The sequence below is a fragment of the Anaerotruncus sp. G3(2012) genome, from assembly GCF_000403395.2.
In the GTDB taxonomy this organism is placed as follows: domain Bacteria; phylum Bacillota; class Clostridia; order Oscillospirales; family Ruminococcaceae; genus Anaerotruncus.
Genome location: NZ_KE159678.1, coordinates 124,136 through 141,941, shown reverse-complemented (window position 1 = coordinate 141,941; position 17,806 = coordinate 124,136). Strand labels below are relative to the sequence as shown.

The following is a 17,806-nucleotide window of genomic DNA, read 5'->3' as shown; positions in this document are numbered from 1 at the left end:
GTTGACGAGGGAATGATGCCGGTCATTCCGCCAAGGAAAAGCCGAAAACATCCTCGGAAGTATGATAAATATTTCTACAAACTTCGCCATCTCGTCGAGAACGCTTTCCTGCTTCTCAAAAGATGGCGCGGTATTGCGACTCGCTACGCTAAAAATGCCGCTTCTTTCGCTGCTGCTGTCCAAATACGTTGTATTGCTATTTGGCTCCTTCTTTATTGACGACACCATCTAGCAATGATCTTTTTACTATTAGCCTGAATTTTCTGTCAAAAAATTCATAATATTTTTCTGCCTTATCCCGTCCCGATTGATTCGCAGCAGGGTATCCGTAGACAGCACCAGCTTCTCATAATTGTCCGCAATCGCCTCTAAAGGCGCAAACTCCCTATCCGTATTCTCCGGTGTCAGCACATAACAAACCTGGATATAAAGCCGGTCATCTACCTTGTTGGCGACAAAGTCCACCTCTGCCACATCCTGTTTGCCGATATGGACTGAATAGCCACAGCGCAGCAGTTCCAGATAAACTGTATTTTCCAGCACACCAGCGATGTCGTTATCACGATACCCAATCACCGCATGGCGGAGGCCGAGGTCGGACAGGTAGTATTTTTCCTGAGTTTCCAGTACCCGTTTCCCTTTGATGTCAAACCGTACCGCCTTGTGGATCAGAAAAGCGCTTTCCAGGGCCTTCAGGTAGTTATAAACCGTTTCAGTACTCAGCTTCCGTCCCTGGCTTTTCAGAAAGTCAGAGATGGTCTTGGCGGAAAAGGTATTGCCGATATTATCCATCAAATAGAGGACAATACTTTCCAGCAGCGCCGTATCCCGTATCTTATTTCTGGCAATGACATCTTTGAGGAGAACGGAATTGTAAATGTCATGCAGATACTGCATGATCCGGGTTTCCTCCCACTTCATCTGGTGAATGCCCGGTAAGCCCCCAAACCGGAGAAAGTTCGCAAACTGTTCCTGCTTGGAGAGATGGGCCTCATCCTCGTTGGTGGCAGCAAAGTCCAGATATTCCTTGAAATCCAGTGGATAGACGCGGATCTCCACATACCTCCCCGCGAGCAATGTCGCCAGTTCCCCGGAGAGCAGCCTTGCGTTGGAGCCAGTCACATAGATGTCGCAGTCAAAATCTACCCGAAGGGAATTGACCACCTGCTCCCAGGCAGTTACCTCTTGGATCTCGTCCAAAAGAATATAAACTCGCCCCGAAGCCTGCTCTGCCTTAGAAGATATTTCGGCATACAACGCCTTGTAGTCCTTTAATGCCTCATAGCGCAGCGACTCAAAGTTGATGGAGATGATATTCTTTTCGCTAATGCCACGCCCCAAAAGCTCCTGCTGCGTCAACTCCAACAATGCACTCTTGCCGGAGCGTCGCATTCCGGTTATGATTTTTATAACAGGCTTATCCATAAAGTCGCGGATCTGCTGCATATATCGTTCCCGTTGGATCAAGGTATATCTCCCCCTATCTTTCTTTTATCATAGCACAAGCTCTTTATAATATCAATAGTTTCTCTTATAAAAGAAATTATATGCAAGGTTGCAGAGATATGACAGCTTTCTGCGAGTCCCCTGCCACAAACCTGCCAGCAGGATGGAATTGACCCTAAGAGAATGAGATGTTACACTAAGTACAGTCAAAATTCTATTCCGGCACAAAAGCGGCCGCCTTTCATCTTCGGATGCGGGGCGGCTGTTTTCTGTCCCCCTGGATTTTGACAATCCTCATTTCGTGCATATCCTCATGTGGATGTGCGGCCAATTTACTTACAGGAGGTAGCCAATGAAACTGAAAGAGCGAAATCCCGACAGCGAGATCCGTATCAGCAAGCCAGACCGAATCGGCAGGCGGATGTACCAGGCTGCGGTGGCAGCCACCATGATGGCCATGTGCAGCACCCATGCCTTTGCCGCTGGGGAAACGGTGTGGACCAAAGCCCAGCAGATCATGAACGATGTCTACGGCCAGATCGTCACCATCAGCACCATCGCCGCCGTGATGACGGCCAGTGTCGCCCTGCTGCTGATGAACTTCTCCAAAAACGGGCGCACGGTGGATGAATCCAGAGCCTGGCTCAAGCGCATCTGCATCACCTGGGCCATCATCAATGGCCTGGGCTTCATCATGGCCTATGTTACCCCATTCTTTGAAGGGGGCAGATGGAGCGCATAACAGCAGCGTCCTAAATATCCTACTGGAAAGGAGGCGAACCGCGTATCGGAATTTTAGACGGCATTGTGGAATGGATCGCCGAACAGGTGATGAACCTGCTGGACATGATAAACGGCTCTATCTTAGGGGCTTTGGGCTGCAACATGAACACCTTCACCCGGTATTTCCCGGCGGCGGAAACAATGTACGGCATCTTTGTGGGCCTGGGGCTGGGGATCCTGCTTTTGAACTTCATCTGGCAACTGTTCCGCAACTTTGGCCTGGGCGTCGGCCTGGAGGCGGAGGACCCCCTGAAGCTGACTTTTCGCACCATCCTGTTTATGGGGCTGGTCTTTTTCTCCCAGGACATTGTGAACCTGATCCTGGACATCGGCGGGACGCCCTATGAGTGGATCGTGGACGCCAGCCTTCCACCCATCCAGTTTGCCAGCTTTATGAGCGTCATCACCGTTGTCATCGGCGGTACGGTGGGCGGTTCCGTCCTGCTCATCGCCCTGGTGCTGCTCATCATCCTCGCCTGGAACTATATCAAGCTGCTCTTTGAGGCGGCGGAACGGTATATCCTGCTGGGGGTGCTGGTCTTTACTGCGCCGGTGGCCTTTGCTTTGGGTGGTTCTCAAGGCACCTCCAACATCTTCAAAAGCTGGTGCCGGATGCTGGGAGGACAGATTTTTCTGCTGGTGATGAACGCCTGGTGCCTCAAGCTCTTTACCAATATGTTCGGGGAGTTCATCGCCAATCCCCTGGGCACCGGCGACGGGGGGAACCTGTTCATCTGGTTTCTCTGCGCCATCGCGTTTCTCAAAGTATCTCAGAAGATCGACAGCTTTATGGCGGGCCTGGGCATCTCGGTGGGCCATACCGGTGGCAATATGCTGGGCGAGGCTCTGATCGCGGCCAAAAGCCTTGGCGGCTTCAAAAAGGGCGGTATGGGCGGCGGCTCTGTCTCTGGCAAGCCTGGTGGTATCCCCAACCCCACCGGCACAGCTGCCGGGGCCTTCTCCGGTGGTCTGGCCGGTATGGTCAGCCGCAAAGCGGCAGCCGGAGCGGCCAGTAACCTCACCTCTGAAAAAAGCAGCTCCAGCGGCTTCTTCAGCGGCCTTGGCAGCAAGATGTACGAAAGCTCGGTGGGAGAAAACGGCGGCTTTGCCAGCAGGGTGATCGGCAGTGTTGCCACCGGCACGGCCTCTCAGAACGGCGTCATCAGCGGCGAAAAGGCGGTGGATGCTTTCCAGGCATACATGGGGCCGATGGGCGGCGGGATCCCCGCCACAGCCGCGGAGGAATCCGACAGCTTCTCCGGGATGCAGCCCACGGTTACACCAGAAACCTCTATTCTCACCAGCCCGGATGGAGCAGCGGAACCAGAGCCCGATATGGCTCCTCTCCCTGCTGATAACCTGCAAGCCGGGGAAAACCAGATTGTCATGAGCCCGGAAGAGGAAGGTGAAGCCTCCGCCTCCATAGACACCGGTCCCGAAAGCTACATTGGCACTATGCCGGATACACCTCAAGATATTCCATACGGCCCGGAAAGCGTCGAGGCAGATACAACGAACGATCTCTCAGAAGTATCCTTTGGTTCTTCTGAGGTCAGCCAGAGCGCGGGCATCCCCGCTGGTATGGAAGAGGGCGGCATAGATATTACTGCTGGGGCGGAGATCCCGGCCAGCGCCAGTACAGGTGGGACTGTTCAGGAAACAGCTTCTTTGGAAAGCAGTTTGGATACACAAACCGCTTTGGGCGGCGGAACCACCATTCCCTCTGCCGCGGCCACAGCCACTCCTTCCGGCAGCAGCGGCCGGGTATCGGAGGACACCTATTCCCCAGGCGCCCAGTCGGCGGCTTTCGCCGGCCAGTATGCCGGGAGGAGCGGCGCCTCCCCCTACGCCGAACCGCCCACCTTCCGCAATATCGAGATGGGCAGTGGCCGGATCACCGGCACCGAGATCTCTCCCCAGCACCCTGCCGGCATCCGGTTTGCCATGTACCATGCGGGCCAGTACACCCAGCCGGAAGGGAAATTCACCACCGTTACCTCCAGGGATGGCGAGAAGTGGTACAAGCAGTACGCTGTCCCCACCGTGGAGCGCACACCGGTCCGCACCGAAACCGACAAGCGCACCCAGCAGGAGAAGGTGATCTGTGACGAGAAGATCGTCCAGAAGCTCCCCAGGGCGCCTGCCAGAAGGGACCGTTAGCCATGCCAGATAACCGACAAACCAGCGGCCTGGAGGATGTCCTGAACGCCGCCCAGAAGGTGAAGGGCGCCGCCAAAATAGGCAAGGCAATCGCCAACATCGCCAAGGGCGCGGCAGCGGGCGGGCTTGCGGGGGCAGCCGCTGAAGCTGTGAAGTCCTTCAAAAAGGAACTGGCAATCGTGGCTGTCACCCTGCTGGCCCTGCCCATACTTTTCATCGCGCTGCTCCCAACGGTGATCTTCGGCGGCCTGGACCCGCCGGACACCGGAGAGCAGCCCATCCTCAACGATAACCCGCAGATCGTGGAAAACATCAGCACGATAAACAATACCATCGGCCAGATCCTCACCGAAGCCTACACCGAGGCGCTGGAGGAGGCCGAAAGCGAGGCTGCGGCCCTGGAGTATGCCGAGGTGATGGACACCGTGGGCGGCAATATCGCCTATGACGCCAACCGGATCCTCTGCTGGTACTGTGCATCTCAGGACAAAAGCGTGGACAACATCTCCATCCCCCATCTGGCCGCCATGGTCACCGCCCACAAGGGGCAGCTTTACTACTACACCACCCACGAGGAGCCGAGGACCATCACCTGGACCGATGAGGATGGAGAGGAACAGTCCGAAACAGTGACCTACACCATCTTCACCATCCTGTATGCCGGGGAGGAGTATTTCCCTGACCAACTGTTTCAGCTGACCGAGGGGCAGAAGGAGCTGTCCGGCTACTACGCCGACAACCTCACCATCTTCCTCTACGACAGCTATGAGGCGGCCGGTAACGGCACCCATGGTGACATCGGCGGTCTGATCAAGGACGACCAGACCCCGCTGGAGGAGGGCGCCTTTGGCAGTCCCTTCCCCGGACTGGACTGGTCGGGACTTATCACCTCCACCTTCGGTAAGCGCCCCTATCCCGGCGTGGGAACCGGCACCAGCAACCACACCGGCTTGGATATTGCGCCGGGCCTGGGCACCGAGATCAGCGCGGTCAAGGGAGGCACCGTCCTCTTTGTGCGGGATTCCGGCAGCTCCGGTTATGGGAAACACCTTGCCATCAACCATGGCGGCGGATATGTCACCCTGTACGCCCATTGCAGCCAGATCCTTGTACGGGAGGGTGAGCAGGTCACCACCGGACAGGCCATCGCCAAGGTGGGAAAAACCGGCTGGGTCACAGGTCCGCACCTGCATATCGAGGTCATCATCGATGGGACGCCGGTGGACCCGTTGGGCTATCTGAGCCGGTAAAAATACGGGCGGTCTCCGCTTTGGAGGCCGCCTTTTCGTTAGGAGAATGCCATGAGAAGAAATGAAGAGGAGCAGGATGTCTATATCATCCCCCAAAACTTTATCGAAGGCGGCAAGGTGTTCGGCGGGATGTTCCGCTGGCGGAATGTGGTGGAGGCCGCCATCCTGGGGCTGGCCACCGGCTTTCCCCTTTTTCACCTGCCCATTCGTCTTTACTACCGCATCATCCTTCTGTGCCTGATCCCCCTGCCGCTGACCCTGTTCGGCCTCATCGGCATCGGGGACGACAGCCTCAGCGAGTTTGTCCTGAACTTCTTCGGCTGGCTGCGGCGGAGGAGGATCATCGGCAACGCGCCGGAGGAACTGCTGGACAAGCGCCGTTGGTGGGAGCCGGGCTTTGTCCGCAAGGCTTTGGACCGCCTGCGGACGAAACTCCCCGCCAAAGAGGTCCGGGCCGACGAGGAGGACTTCGAGATCGTCTTCTACGACAGCGAGACCGAGGTACCGGAAAATGCTGCCCGGTGGGACGAATTCCAAAACCGTCCCCTATCGCCGGCAGCCACTGACCAGAAGAAGCCCCGCAAAAGGGTGAAGCGCAAGCTGGAGGACGCCAAGGTCCTCAAGGACTACCTTCCCATCGAACGCATTGAAAACGGCATTGTCATCACCAAGGACGGTCGGTATATCAAAATTTTGGAGGTAGAGCCGCTGAACTTCCTGCTGCGGGGCCCCAGGGAGCAGCGTGGGATCGTCTACTCCTTCGCCAGCCTTCTGAAAATCAGCCCGGTAAAGCTGCAATTCAAGGTCATCTCCAAAAAGGCGGATGTGGGCCAGCATCTGGAAAAGCTGCGGGAATGTATGCAGCAGGAGCCGGAGCCCCGGTGCCGGGAGCTGCAGAAGGATTATTACAGCCTCATCCGGCGGCTGGGCTCCCGTGAGGCAGTGACCCGAAGGTTCTTCCTCATTTTCGAGTACGAAAACGACTACGCCAACCGCCGCCCCGACTACCGGGAAGTCCTCTCGGTGCTGGAAACCACCGCCCGAAACGCCCGCAGCTTTCTGCTCCAATGCGGCAACCACATTGTGGAGCACGACAACGAGGATGAGTTTATCAGCGAGGTCTTCTACATCCTCTTTAACCGCAAGACCTCGGCCCAGGTTCCTCTGGGGGAACGGGTGGCAGAGGTACTGGGCCGGTACATTATGAGCGATGAGCCCACAAAATTGGAGGAGGTGGATGTCAACGAGCTGGTGGCCCCGCCCTCTATCGACTTTACCCATTCCCGGTATATCCTCATGGACGGCCTCTACCACAGCTATCTGATCATTCCGGCGGACGCCTATAAGGTGCAGGTGGTGGCGGGCTGGCTTTCCCTCATCGTCAACGCCGGGGAGGGGATCGATGTAGACCTGTTCTTCCACAAAGAGCCCAAGGAGCGCGTCCAGCAGAAGATCGGACAGCAGATCCGCATCAACCGCAGCAAGATCAAGGATACCAGCGACACCAATACCGACTTTGACGACCTCGAGGGTGCCATCCAGTCCGGGTATTTCCTCAAGCGGGGCATCGCCAACAACGAGGATTTCTACTACCTGTCCATTATCATCACCATCACAGCGGACAGCGTGAAGAACCTGGATTGGCGGGTCAAGGAGATGCGAAAGCTGTTGATCTCCCAGGACATGGATGCCAGAGTGTGCGGTTTTTTGCAGGAGGATGCGCTGCTCAGCGTTCTGCCCATCGCTGGCATCGGAAAAAAGCTCTACCGGAAAACCAAGCGGAATGTCCTGACCACCGGGGCGGCCAGCTGCTACCCCTTCACCAGTTTCGAGATGAGCGATGACAACGGCATCCTTATGGGGGTCAACAAGTACAACAACTCCCTGGTGGTGGTGGACATCTTCAACTCCCGACTCTACAAAAACGCCAATATGGCCATCCTGGGCACCAGCGGCGCGGGAAAGACCTTCACTATGCAGCTGATGGCCCTGCGCCTGCGGCAGCATGGGATACAGGTCTTTATCCTGGCCCCCCTCAAGGGTCACGAGTTCCGCCGGGCCTGCCAGAACATCGGCGGGGAGTTCATCCAGATCTCCCCCGCCTCCAAAAACTGCATCAACATCATGGAGATCCGCAAGGTGGACACCTCCGCCAATGACCTGCTGGACGGCCCCCAGGGCGACCGCTCTGAGCTGGCGGCTAAAATTCAGAAGCTGCATATCTTCTTTAGCCTCCTCATCCCCGATATGAGCTACGAGGAGAAGCAGCTGCTGGATGAGGCTATCGTCCGCACCTACAACCGGTTCGGCATCACCCATGACAACGATTCCCTGGAGGACCCGGAGCGACCTGGCAGCTACCGGCAGATGCCCATATTGGGCAACCTGTACGCGCTGCTCAGGGAGAGCCCCGAAACCAGGCGGCTGGCCAATATCCTGAACCGTCTGGTAAACGGCTCTGCCTCCACCTTCAACCAGCCCACCAATGTCTCTCTGGACAACAAGTACACCGTCATCGACATCAGCGAGCTTTCCGGCGACCTGCTCTCGGTGGGAATGTTCTCCGGCCTGGACTACATCTTCGACACCGTAAAGGCCGACCGCACCACCCGCAAGATGATCTTCATCCCAGAGATGTGGAAGCTCATCGGCAGCGGCTCCAACCGGGATGTGGCGAACTATGTTCTGGAGATTTTCAAGATCATCCGGGGCTACGGCGGCGGTGCGGTGGCCGATACTCAGGACCTTTCCGATTTTCTGGCGCTGGAGGACGGCAAGTACGGCCGGGGCATCCTCAATGTCTGCAAGACCAAGATCATCCTCAACATGGAGGATGACGAGGCCCGCCGGGTCCAGGAAACGCTTCACCTCACCGATACGGAAATCATGAACATCACCCACTTCCAGCGGGGCAGCGGCCTCATCTCCACCAATAACAACAATGTGACGGTGGAATTTCGCTGCTCCGAGCTGGAGAAGGAGCTGATCACCACCGACAGGGAGGAACTTGGGAAGATCCTGCAGAGAAAGGCCCAGGCAAGAATCCAGGCACTCCGTTTTTAGGCCAAAAGCGCATCTTTTACGCTTTTTTCACCGTACAAACCTGTGGTTATGCGGTATTTTTGCGCCGTTTTGCGGCATCTTTACGCACCGATTACGCATGATTTTCAAACAAAAAGAAGGTAGTGAAATGAATTTCCCCGGTCAAGACAAGGAAGAACTGCTGGAGCTCAAGCAGCTGCTGAAGGAATACCGAGTGCTTCGCACCGAGCAGCTGTACCGCTGGTTTTCGGACAAAGACCGCCGGGTGGTGGGCAATATGCTCTCCTACCTGCGGCGGGGCGGGCAGCTGGTCAGCGACCCCTCCGGCAGCCTGCTGGCCCTCAACGAGCCGGAGCTGAAGAAGGGGCTGGATGAAAAGCGGATCGCGGCGTTCTGGGTGCTGGCGGGATTTGCGGACCGGGTGGAGTACCACGCCTGCGGGGAATACCCGGTCCAGCTCTTTTTCTTTATGGCAGGCGAAGAATACGAGATCGTCTATGTACCCTATGGAAACGAGGGGATGATGGGCGCCCTTTTCTCCCAGCGGGAGCAGAGCGGCACCCATATCCTTGTCATCGTGGAGACCCCGGAACAAATCGAAACGCTGGAGATCCCAGGTGCCGACTGGTTCTGTACCGTGGCCAACGACGGGACCATCCAGCGATATTTACAGGAGGAATCGGAATGAATCAGCATGAATTGCAAAAGCGCCTGATCCGGTATCAGGGGGAAACCGAGCAGCTGGGCTTCTGGCTCAGCCGGGCAAAACAGTCGCTGCCGGAGGACTTTGAGGGATACCGCCGCAGCCTTCAGGACGCCTCCGGCCTGGCGGAACGGCTGGCCTGTGGTATCAGGGATGTCCGGGTGGAGACCTGTTTTCTCCCCAGGACGGAGGTGCTTCGTGAAGCCGCCCAAACACAGGGCATCCAGGTAGAAGCGGAAGAACACTGGTACCGCATCTTCCTGCCGGGGCTGTTGCCCAAAAAGAAAGCAGGTTCCTGCGCCTTTCTTACCGGGCCGCTCTCAGCCGCTTTGACAGAATACGGGAAAGGGCATCCCATCCGGCGGCTAAGGCGGGCGGTGGTTTGCTTTCGTCACCTGTACAGCGCCGGGCTGCCGGAACGGATGGTACGGGACCACGACAACATCGAGGTCAAACAGGTGCTGGATGTCATCGCCGACCACTTTTTGGTGGACGACAACGGGCTGCTCTGCACCAACCTCTACACCTCTGACATGGGTGACAGGGAGGGCACCGAGGTCTATGTCATGGCCCCGGAATATCTGGGAAAATGGCTGGATCTGCACCCAATCAAAACGCCCTGAAAAGGGCCAAAAAACACCTCCGTTTTTCTGCTTTTTGAGGCGGACAAAAACGGAGGTGTTTTGAAAGAAGGAAACGCTCTGCCCATGCGGCTTTCCCAGGCCGGGCAGGGGCAAAAAAGCACCCAAGTACAAGCGGCACTGGTCGCAATTTTGTGGAAAAGGAGGTGGTTTGATGGCGGAAGTTTCGGAGGTGCGGGAGGACACCCTTTTGGGGCTGACAGCCCTGTGCGGAGACCTCCCCGTTAGGTTCCTGACCCTGATTCCCGGCAGCACCGAGTGGACCCGAAAAACCGTTTCTGTCCTTCGGGCGGACAAGCTGCTGAGGCGGCATCACAAAAACGGCGTTCCCTCCCTGCGGCTGACTCAAAAGGGACGGACGCTTCTGAACAGGGCCTGCCCCGAACGGTTTCAGCCCCTTTTTACAGAAAGCTATCTTGCCCGCTGCCGGAAGAGCGACCCCATCAGCGTGGAGCGCCTCCACCGTACCGCGGCGGTCTATCTGCTGATGTTTCGGGCCGGTGTCCGGCTCTACCCGGATGAAAAACCGCCCTTCTATCAGCTGGGGAATCCCCCCGATTTCTCTGTCCCCGCCTTTTACAGCTCCCTGGAGGTCAAAGGGCAGGGAGCGGAATCCACCCGCATCAAGGCCACCCGCGCTGTGGGGCTGCTGATGGGGACGGGATATGCCGCCCTCGTTTACCACACCGGCGCAGCGCCCCTCAAATGGAGTTCCAAGGCGGAGCAAAAGCTGATGGGCGCGGTGAAGGGTATCCTGATTCGTCAGAGGATTCCCCTCTCTGAAATAGAGGGGCTGATGATTGGCGCGAATATGGGTACCGCTCTCGACCTGCTGCAAAGCGAGGGCGGGAACCGGCGGCAGTATTTCCGGCTGGACGGTGCCTTCCCTGTTATGCGCTATCTACCCTGCGATGAAAATGGAGTCCGGCAGCTTCAGCTGCTCTGCCGGCCAGATTTGCAGAGGCGGCTTCATGCCCGATTGCAAAGCAGCTATGGGGAACCGGTTGCCTTTCCCTTTGACAGCGATGCTTCCATGGATGGAAACCCAGTTTTGTTTTCCTATGATTTCGACCTGGAACGGCTCAAGCGGTTTCGGACCGGGCTGGAGCTTTTCGGGAAACAGGGTCATGCCGTCTGTTTAGATTTTCAGGCTGACTGTCTGGAACGCTATCTTGGCAGGGCTGTACGGCTTCATCTGCTGGACCCTGCCGCGATATGGAAGGAGGTGGGGCTGAGATAGAACCCAAAAAGAAAATCGTCCTGCTTGTTTTTCTCCCGCTGCTGTTGGGGCTGCTGCTCTACGGCGGCGGATTCCTTGCCCAACTGCTTATTCACTACAAAGCGTGGCAGCAGACCGGCGGCGTTCTCGGTCACAACGCGCCAAAACCGCCGGACCCCTCGGTGCTGCGGTGCCTGGCCGCTTCCTTTCATTGGCCGGAGGGCCTTATCAGCATGGGCCTCATTTTGGCAGTGCTGGCAGTTCTCATTCTGTTCGTCTTCCGCATCGGCCGGGATGGCGGCGGGGAGTACGACAGCGCCCGCAAGCTGACCTACGCAGATTCCGGCAGCTACGGCACAGCGGGCTTTATGAGCGACCGGGAGCTGCGGGAAACCTTATGGGTCACCGATGTGAAAAGCACCGATGCCGTCATCCTGGGGAGGAAAGGGGCAAAGGCGGTCTGCCTCCCCACCGATTCCCGCCTCAATCGAAATTTTGCCATCTATGGCGCAAGCGGCAGCGGCAAGAGCAGGGCCTTTGTCCGCAATATGGTGCTGCAAGCGGTGCGCCGGGGGGAATCGGTCATCATCACCGACCCCAAATCCGAGCTGTTCGAGGATATGGCAGCCTTCCTTTCTGTAAGCGGCTACACCGTCCGGGTCTTGAACCTGATCCGCCCCCAGAACAGCGACAGTTGGAACTGCCTGAACGAAGTGGGTGACGAGGTAATGGCTCAGGTCTTTGCGGATACCATCATCAAGAATACCTCCGGCGGCAAAAGCGACCACTTCTGGGACAACAGCGAACTGAACCTTCTGAAAGCCCTGATCCTCTATGTGCGCTTCACCTACCCAGAAAGGCTTTGCAACATCGGCGAGGTTTACCAGCTGCTTTGCAATGAAAGCGAGGCAGCCCTTACCAAGATGATCGGCGCCCTGCCGCCAGGGCATCCGGCCAAAGCTCCCTACAATATTTTCAAGCAGGCGGCCGACTCGGTGCGGGGCGGCGTCATCATAGGCCTGGGCAGTCGGCTCCAGGTGTTCCAGTCGGAGCTGATCCGCAAGATCACTTCCTTTGACGAGATCGATCTGGAGCTGCCGGCCAAAGAGAAGTGCGCCTTCTTCTGCATCACCAGCGACCAGGACGCCACCTTTGACTTCCTCTCCTCCCTTTTCTTCTCCTGCCTGTTTATCAAGCTGGTGCGGTATGCCGATTCGGTAGGAAAGGGCGGCCGCTGCGATATTCCGGTGAATTTCATTTTGGACGAGCATCCCAACAGCGGCCTCATTTTGGACTTCAACAAAAAAATTTCCGTCACCTGCAGCCGGGCTATCTCGGTGAGCGTGATCTTCCAGAACCTGGCCCAGATGAAAAACCGGTATCCCAACGATGTCTGGCAGGAGATCATCGGCAACTGTGATGTGCAGATCGCGCTGGGCTGCACCGATGAGGCCACCGCCAAGTTTTTGAGCGACCGCACCGGGGAGATCACCATCGGCGTCCAGAGCACCGCCCGGCAGCTCTCCTCCTGGCAGGTGAGCAGCTACACCCCCCAGTATCGGGAAACCAGCGGCCTGGGCCGCCGTAAGCTGATGACCATGGATGAGATTTTGCGGATGCCTTTGGATCAGGAGCTGGTGATCATCCGGGGCCACAATGTCCTCCAGTGCGAAAAGTTCGACTATTCGCTGCACCCGGACGCACAGCGGCTGGTGAAATCCAGGGCATCGGAGTATATCCCTGCATGGCGGGCGGAGGAGGAACAGGCAAAAAAAGTCCCCGTGCTGGAATCACCAGAAGAAAAAGAGGTGGAGAAGCCGGAAGGCGGTGTGCCTGACAAGCCGGTCCGCCCACGAAAAAAATACCGCAAGCTGGAGGAGGCTCCCTAAACAGCCTGTGGCCTCAAATGCTTTGACAGTGCTTTTCCCGCACTTTCAAATATATATCAATTTTAAGGAGTGTGAATCTTATGCCCAGAAAAAAGGAAGTTCCCGAAATCGAAAACCAGGAAGCCGAGGTATTATCCCTTACGGCACAGGAGGAGGCATTGGAGGCCCCCGACAACTTCACCGGCCCGCCGGAGGAGAGTGAAGGGGTCATCTCTGAGCCCCCGACAGAAGACGGCGGTGGACCGGTGGACAATATTCCCGGCCAAGAGGATGCCCAGCTGGAAGACGCCCCCTCTATGGAGGAACCGCCTCCTTCCGTTTCGGAGGAGTCCCAGGATGTCCCGCAGGCGGACGAGTCTGTTTCACCGGAGAAATCGCCTACCGCCGAATCGCCTGCCCCTGTCCCCCGGCGGCGCAGGGCATCTGCGGCAGCATCGGAGCAGGAGGCAGCCGTCAGCTCGGCTCCCACCCGCAGAAGGGGGGCAGCCTCCACAGCCCCTGCTCCAAGGGTCCTTGCCATTGATGAAGAAAGCAAGGTACAGTCGGTGGAAGAAAAGGAAGCCTATCTTTGGATGGAGCTTCGCAACTCCCTGCGAACCAAGCGCTCCCTGACCGGTATCCTGGGCGGGGTGGAGCGGACCTCCTCCGGTCTGCCTCTGGCCATCGTCTACTACAAGGATATGCGGGTGGTCATCCCTGCCACCGAAATGAACATCCGTCTGGAGGACCACCGGGAGAGCGGCGACAAGGAGCTTCACAACCGGTATGCCCAGATCCTTTCCTGGATGATGGGGGCGGAGATCGAGTTTACCGTCTCCGGGCTGGACAGGCGTTCCGGCTCGGTGGTAGCCAGCCGCGCCGATGCCATGCGCCGCAAACAGCGGCAGTTTTTCCTCACTCCGGGGCGGGATGGCCGTCCTCTGGTCCAGGAGGGCACCGTGGCGGAGGCCCGTGTGATCGCGGTCAGTGAACGGGTGGTCCGGGTGGAGATCTTCGGGGTGGAGTTCCCCATCTTTGCCAGGGAGGTGGCCTGGGAGTGGGTAGACGACTGCAACGACTACTACGGCATCGGGGACCGGGTACTGGTGAAGCTCCTTTCCATCGACCGCTCCGATCCCGGAAACATCCGGCTTCAGGCGTCTATCCGGGAAACGGTCCCCAATCCCGCCAAGGAGAATATCAGGAAGTGCGTGGTGCAGGGGAAATATATCGGCAAGGTCACCGATGTCAACCGCAACGCCATCTATGTGCGGCTGAATGTGGGGGTCAATGCGGTAGCTCTGGCGGTCCACGACCGGCGCACTCCCTGCCGGAAGGACGATGTCAGCTTTGTTGTCACCAGGATCGATGAGGAGGCGGGGATCGCCATTGGCATTATCACCCGGATCATCAAACAACACCTGTAAGGAGGCCGGCATGGCGGGCAGTCTCCTCTGTCTGATGAAACGCCAGATGCCGGTCCTTTTTGAAGCGGAGGAAGCCTGCGCGGGGCTGTTCCATAAGGGCGCGGAGGAATATGTGGTGTTGGCCGGTACTTTGGAGACCGGGACACAGGGCTTTTTGATCATCGCCGACAAGCTTTTGCCCTTTGCTCAGGATCGGGCGCTGTTTCTTTCCATCCTGGACCGCCTGAACAGAGACTCTCTGTCTGGACTGCACCAGCTACTGGAATACTCCGGCGGCGTTATCTATCTGTATAAGCAGATCATCTGTTTTCCACAGGGGCTGTCCCAGGAGCTGTTTGACCAGCTTCTGGAGGGCGGCATCCGGGAGTTTCGCCAGGGCCTCCGGTACATCTGCCAGCAACTTGAAAGTGTTCTGACAGCAGCCCGCAGGTCCGGCGGGAGCAGGATGGGAACAGATAGAAATTGAAGCGGAGAGTCCTTCGTGTTACAATAGGTACAGGTAAAAAAGCAGTTTTTACCCCTTCCATATCCCTCCCTCCAAATCAAAGGGGCTGGCCGTATCAAACGGCTGGCCCCTTTGAATGTCCGCACCGCTCCCGTTTTGGGCTCGGTGCTTTTTATATACGCACAAAGCCGCAGCCTTTTACTGTGGCAAACGAAAGAATGGAGGTAATCCCTATATGGTGAAAAAGGCGCTTTCCCTGCTGCTGGCAGCCATGCTGTTGGCGGCGGCCCCAACGCTGGCCTATGCGGCCGAACCCCCTGGCACGCCGGAAATCTCCGGTTACACCGTCAGCTATTCGGAAAATGAGGAGGATGGCGGCTCGGTGATTTCAGTTCTCTCCGGAGAAAACCAGGCAGCCGAGCCCGACGGCGGATTCTATCCCATTGAGATCCGCACCGAAGAGACAGACGGCGAAAAGCTCATCATCAAAACCTATCAGGTTCCGGCAAATACTTCGGTATCCCGCCTCACCGGGGAGTTCGAGAAAAACGGCATCCGGTACGAGGTGCAGGAGGTCCTCAAGAAGCCGCTGGCGGATGAGCTGGAAACCAAGACGGTGAGCAAAACGGTAACGGCTGCCAGCGATTCGGACAAGGAGGCAAAGCTGCTCCAGCTGTTTGAACCCACGCTCGCATATGACGAGGATGGGTACCAGGGACAGCTGCAGCTGGATGCGGGGCGTATCATCACGGAGGTTTCGGAAACGGAGCCCTACCGGTATCTGGTGACGGAGACCCGGCAGATGTCCGGGATGGACCGCAACGACACCTATTATATCCCCAAGACCGCCTGCAAAAACGGCATCCAACTGCAGCTGTGTGATGTGGACTGGACCACCATGGGCTGCGGCGAGGCAAACGGGCGGCTCACCCCTAACCGATTTACGGCCACTGCCCAATATTCCGGTTACGCCACAGGCAGCCGGGCCACCGAGTATATCGCTACCGCCACCTACACCGGCCAGGTACAGCGAGCTGTCCCCGGCGATGTCCTCTACTCCATCGTCTTTGCTCCTTCGGTGGATCAGCCGCTTTCGCCCTTGAACGAGCCCAACGAGTGGGGCGGTACCCCCTTCTTTATTCTGGGGGCGATCATTCTGGTAGGCGCAGCCGGAACCGGCGCCTGGTTCCTCTGGAAGAACCGGGATCTCCGGCCGGCCAGGGAGAAAACGAAAATCTATATGCCCAGGGAGATGGAGCAGGATGGGGGAGGTACGGAGAATGTATGAGAAGCTGCGTTCGTTCTTCCAAACCTACGGCCTGTGGTTTTTCGTCGGGCTTATCCTGGCGGGGCTTACCATTGGAGCCATCGTATCCCATGTCAATGGAAAGTTCGAGCAGAGCGATCTGACAACGCCCCAGTATGCCGCCCAGCCCGCCGACCCGGCAGAGCTGACCTTTGACCTGGAGCAGAACAAAGCCTATTCCGCCGAGGACGGGGTGGTGGTGATCGAGCCCGCCCCCTCCGCCGCCCAGCTGGCCCAGACCGCTTCTATCACCCATGACCCCGAAACCATCTGGGAGGAGGACCAGGTCATTACCTACAACAGCTTCACCCTGCCCGACAAGGTGGAGCAGGAGGATGGCAGCCTGGGGGTGCTTACTATCCCGGAGATCGGTCTTTCGGTCAATGTCTTTGCGGCAAAGCAGGGCGAGGAATTAGAGGCCATGACCCAGGGGCTGGCCCACTTCTCCCACACCAGCAGCTGGGACGGGAACATCGGCATCTGCGGTCACAATGTCAATTTTGACCTCAGCGACGGGTACTTCAAAAATCTCCACCAGCTGAAGAAGGGGGATAAGCTCACCTATTCCACCAGCTTGGGAGAGCGCACCTATGAGGTGGAGCTTTTCAAGACGATTGCGGAGGACGACTGGAGCTATCTCGGCCGCACCGGGGAAAACAAGATCACCCTGATCACCTGTATCTCCGGGCAGCCCACCAAAAGGCTGGTGGTACAGGCTGCCGAGGTAAAATAAATTCCCGAAAGCTGTTGCAAATTCCGCCCTTTGCTCCTATGGGTAGGATGTAAGCGTAAAAACGAAAGGAGCTGTTTTTCATGTTCAAAAAGCGCTTGGGAATCATCCTGATGCTGGTCTGCATCCTCACCACCACAGCCACCGAGGCGTTCGCCGCAGAGGTGTTCAGCTTCGAGGCAGCCTACGCCGGCTCTGGCCAGCCGGTGCAGCCCGATCCCCCCAAGACAAAGCCTGTGAGCCCCAAGGTGGAGGCCCCGTCTTCTGTGGAGCCCAGCCCGGAGGAAATTTGGGTCTGGGTGCCGGAGCAGCCCCCGGAGGAGCCGGAAACCACGGCACAGCCTGTGGAATCTGCCGAACCGGCTGATCCCAAGGAGGACTTCCCCTACGACCTGGAGACCTTTGCCGCCGAGGTGCTGCGTCTCACCAATGAGGCCAGAGCCGAGGCAGGGGCGCCCGCCCTGGAGACCGACCCGGTCCTCACCCAGATGGCTCAGGCCCGGATGGGGGAAAGCGGCGGCAAGCTGAGCCACACCCGACCGGACGGCACCACCCCGGACACCATCTTCCGGGAGTACGATACCGAGCTTACCTGCACTGGGGAGATCATCATGTCCACCAGCCGCAGTCCCCAAGCCATTGTAAACGGCTTTCTGGCAAGCCCGTCCCACCGGGCCAACCTGCTGGACCCTAACCACAAATATGCCGGCATCGGCGTTGCCTGGGGGGAGACCCCGGCGGGCCCCGGCATTGCAGTCCTGGAGCTTTTCGCAAAATAACCAGTCG

The 17,806-nt window shown here is 57.7% G+C and carries 15 protein-coding genes; 14 read left to right on the top strand and 1 reads right to left on the bottom strand.

What is annotated here, in order from left to right; translation table 11 throughout:
• Window positions 1-219 (top strand): transposase (locus C814_RS0105685; protein ID WP_022788576.1); only part of this gene is annotated, 219 nt, incomplete at its 5' end.
• A 30-nt stretch (window positions 220-249) separates the two neighbouring features.
• On the opposite strand, the gene C814_RS19805 is transcribed toward C814_RS0105685, so the two are convergent.
• A complete protein-coding gene (locus tag C814_RS19805) occupies window positions 250-1,467 on the bottom strand; it encodes an ATP-binding protein (RefSeq protein ID WP_016317237.1) in 1,218 nt (405 codons plus the stop codon).
• A gap of 427 nt (window positions 1,468-1,894) precedes the next feature.
• On the opposite strand from C814_RS19805, the gene C814_RS19800 reads away from it, so the two are divergent.
• From C814_RS19800 to C814_RS22605, 13 genes are all read left to right on the top strand, one after another.
• Window positions 1,895-2,188 carry a hypothetical protein gene (locus C814_RS19800; RefSeq protein ID WP_242829031.1) on the top strand — a complete coding sequence of 98 codons (294 nt, stop codon included), beginning with the start codon at window positions 1,895-1,897 and terminating at the stop codon, window positions 2,186-2,188.
• A 65-nt stretch (window positions 2,189-2,253) separates the two neighbouring features.
• Window positions 2,254-4,389, top strand: a complete 2,136-nt coding sequence (locus C814_RS24700) for a hypothetical protein (protein WP_016317235.1) — start codon at window positions 2,254-2,256, stop codon at window positions 4,387-4,389.
• A gap of 2 nt (window positions 4,390-4,391) precedes the next feature.
• Window positions 4,392-5,639 carry a M23 family metallopeptidase gene (locus tag C814_RS22615; RefSeq protein ID WP_016317234.1) on the top strand — a complete coding sequence of 416 codons (1,248 nt, stop codon included), beginning with the start codon at window positions 4,392-4,394 and terminating at the stop codon, window positions 5,637-5,639.
• Window positions 5,640-5,690: 51 nt separating this feature from the next.
• Complete coding sequence (locus tag C814_RS19790) at window positions 5,691-8,702, top strand: VirB4 family type IV secretion system protein (RefSeq protein WP_016317233.1); 3,012 nt, start codon at window positions 5,691-5,693, stop codon at window positions 8,700-8,702.
• Window positions 8,703-8,829: 127 nt separating this feature from the next.
• A complete protein-coding gene (locus C814_RS22610; RefSeq protein ID WP_016317232.1) occupies window positions 8,830-9,369 on the top strand; it encodes a DUF5697 family protein in 540 nt (179 codons plus the stop codon).
• Window positions 9,366-10,007 carry a DUF6100 family protein gene (locus C814_RS0105665; RefSeq protein ID WP_016317231.1) on the top strand — a complete coding sequence of 214 codons (642 nt, stop codon included), beginning with the start codon at window positions 9,366-9,368 and terminating at the stop codon, window positions 10,005-10,007. Before C814_RS22610 ends, C814_RS0105665 begins: the two co-directional genes overlap by 4 nt.
• Window positions 10,008-10,179: 172 nt before the next feature.
• Window positions 10,180-11,265: a hypothetical protein gene (locus tag C814_RS19785; RefSeq protein WP_016317230.1), complete on the top strand. Its 1,086-nt coding sequence runs from the start codon at window positions 10,180-10,182 to the stop codon at window positions 11,263-11,265.
• Window positions 11,241-13,133 (top strand): VirD4-like conjugal transfer protein, CD1115 family, encoded by a 1,893-nt coding sequence (locus C814_RS19780; protein WP_016317229.1) that lies wholly within the window; start codon window positions 11,241-11,243, stop codon window positions 13,131-13,133. Before C814_RS19785 ends, C814_RS19780 begins: the two co-directional genes overlap by 25 nt.
• Before the next feature lie 80 nt (window positions 13,134-13,213).
• Window positions 13,214-14,539, top strand: a complete 1,326-nt coding sequence (locus tag C814_RS19775; RefSeq protein WP_016317228.1) for a S1 RNA-binding domain-containing protein — start codon at window positions 13,214-13,216, stop codon at window positions 14,537-14,539.
• 10 nt (window positions 14,540-14,549) lie between these two features.
• Window positions 14,550-15,005 carry a hypothetical protein gene (locus C814_RS19770; RefSeq protein ID WP_016317227.1) on the top strand — a complete coding sequence of 152 codons (456 nt, stop codon included), beginning with the start codon at window positions 14,550-14,552 and terminating at the stop codon, window positions 15,003-15,005.
• 214 nt (window positions 15,006-15,219) lie between these two features.
• Entirely contained in the window at window positions 15,220-16,272 is a 1,053-nt protein-coding gene (locus C814_RS19765; RefSeq protein ID WP_016317226.1) for a hypothetical protein, read from the top strand.
• On the top strand, window positions 16,265-17,023 hold the full coding sequence (locus C814_RS0105660; RefSeq protein ID WP_016317225.1) for a class D sortase: 759 nt from the start codon (window positions 16,265-16,267) through the stop codon (window positions 17,021-17,023). The genes C814_RS19765 and C814_RS0105660 overlap by 8 nt, the downstream gene beginning before the upstream one ends.
• Window positions 17,024-17,103: 80 nt before the next feature.
• Window positions 17,104-17,799 carry a CAP domain-containing protein gene (locus C814_RS22605; protein WP_016317224.1) on the top strand — a complete coding sequence of 232 codons (696 nt, stop codon included), beginning with the start codon at window positions 17,104-17,106 and terminating at the stop codon, window positions 17,797-17,799.
• Window positions 17,800-17,806: the final 7 nt, after the last annotated feature.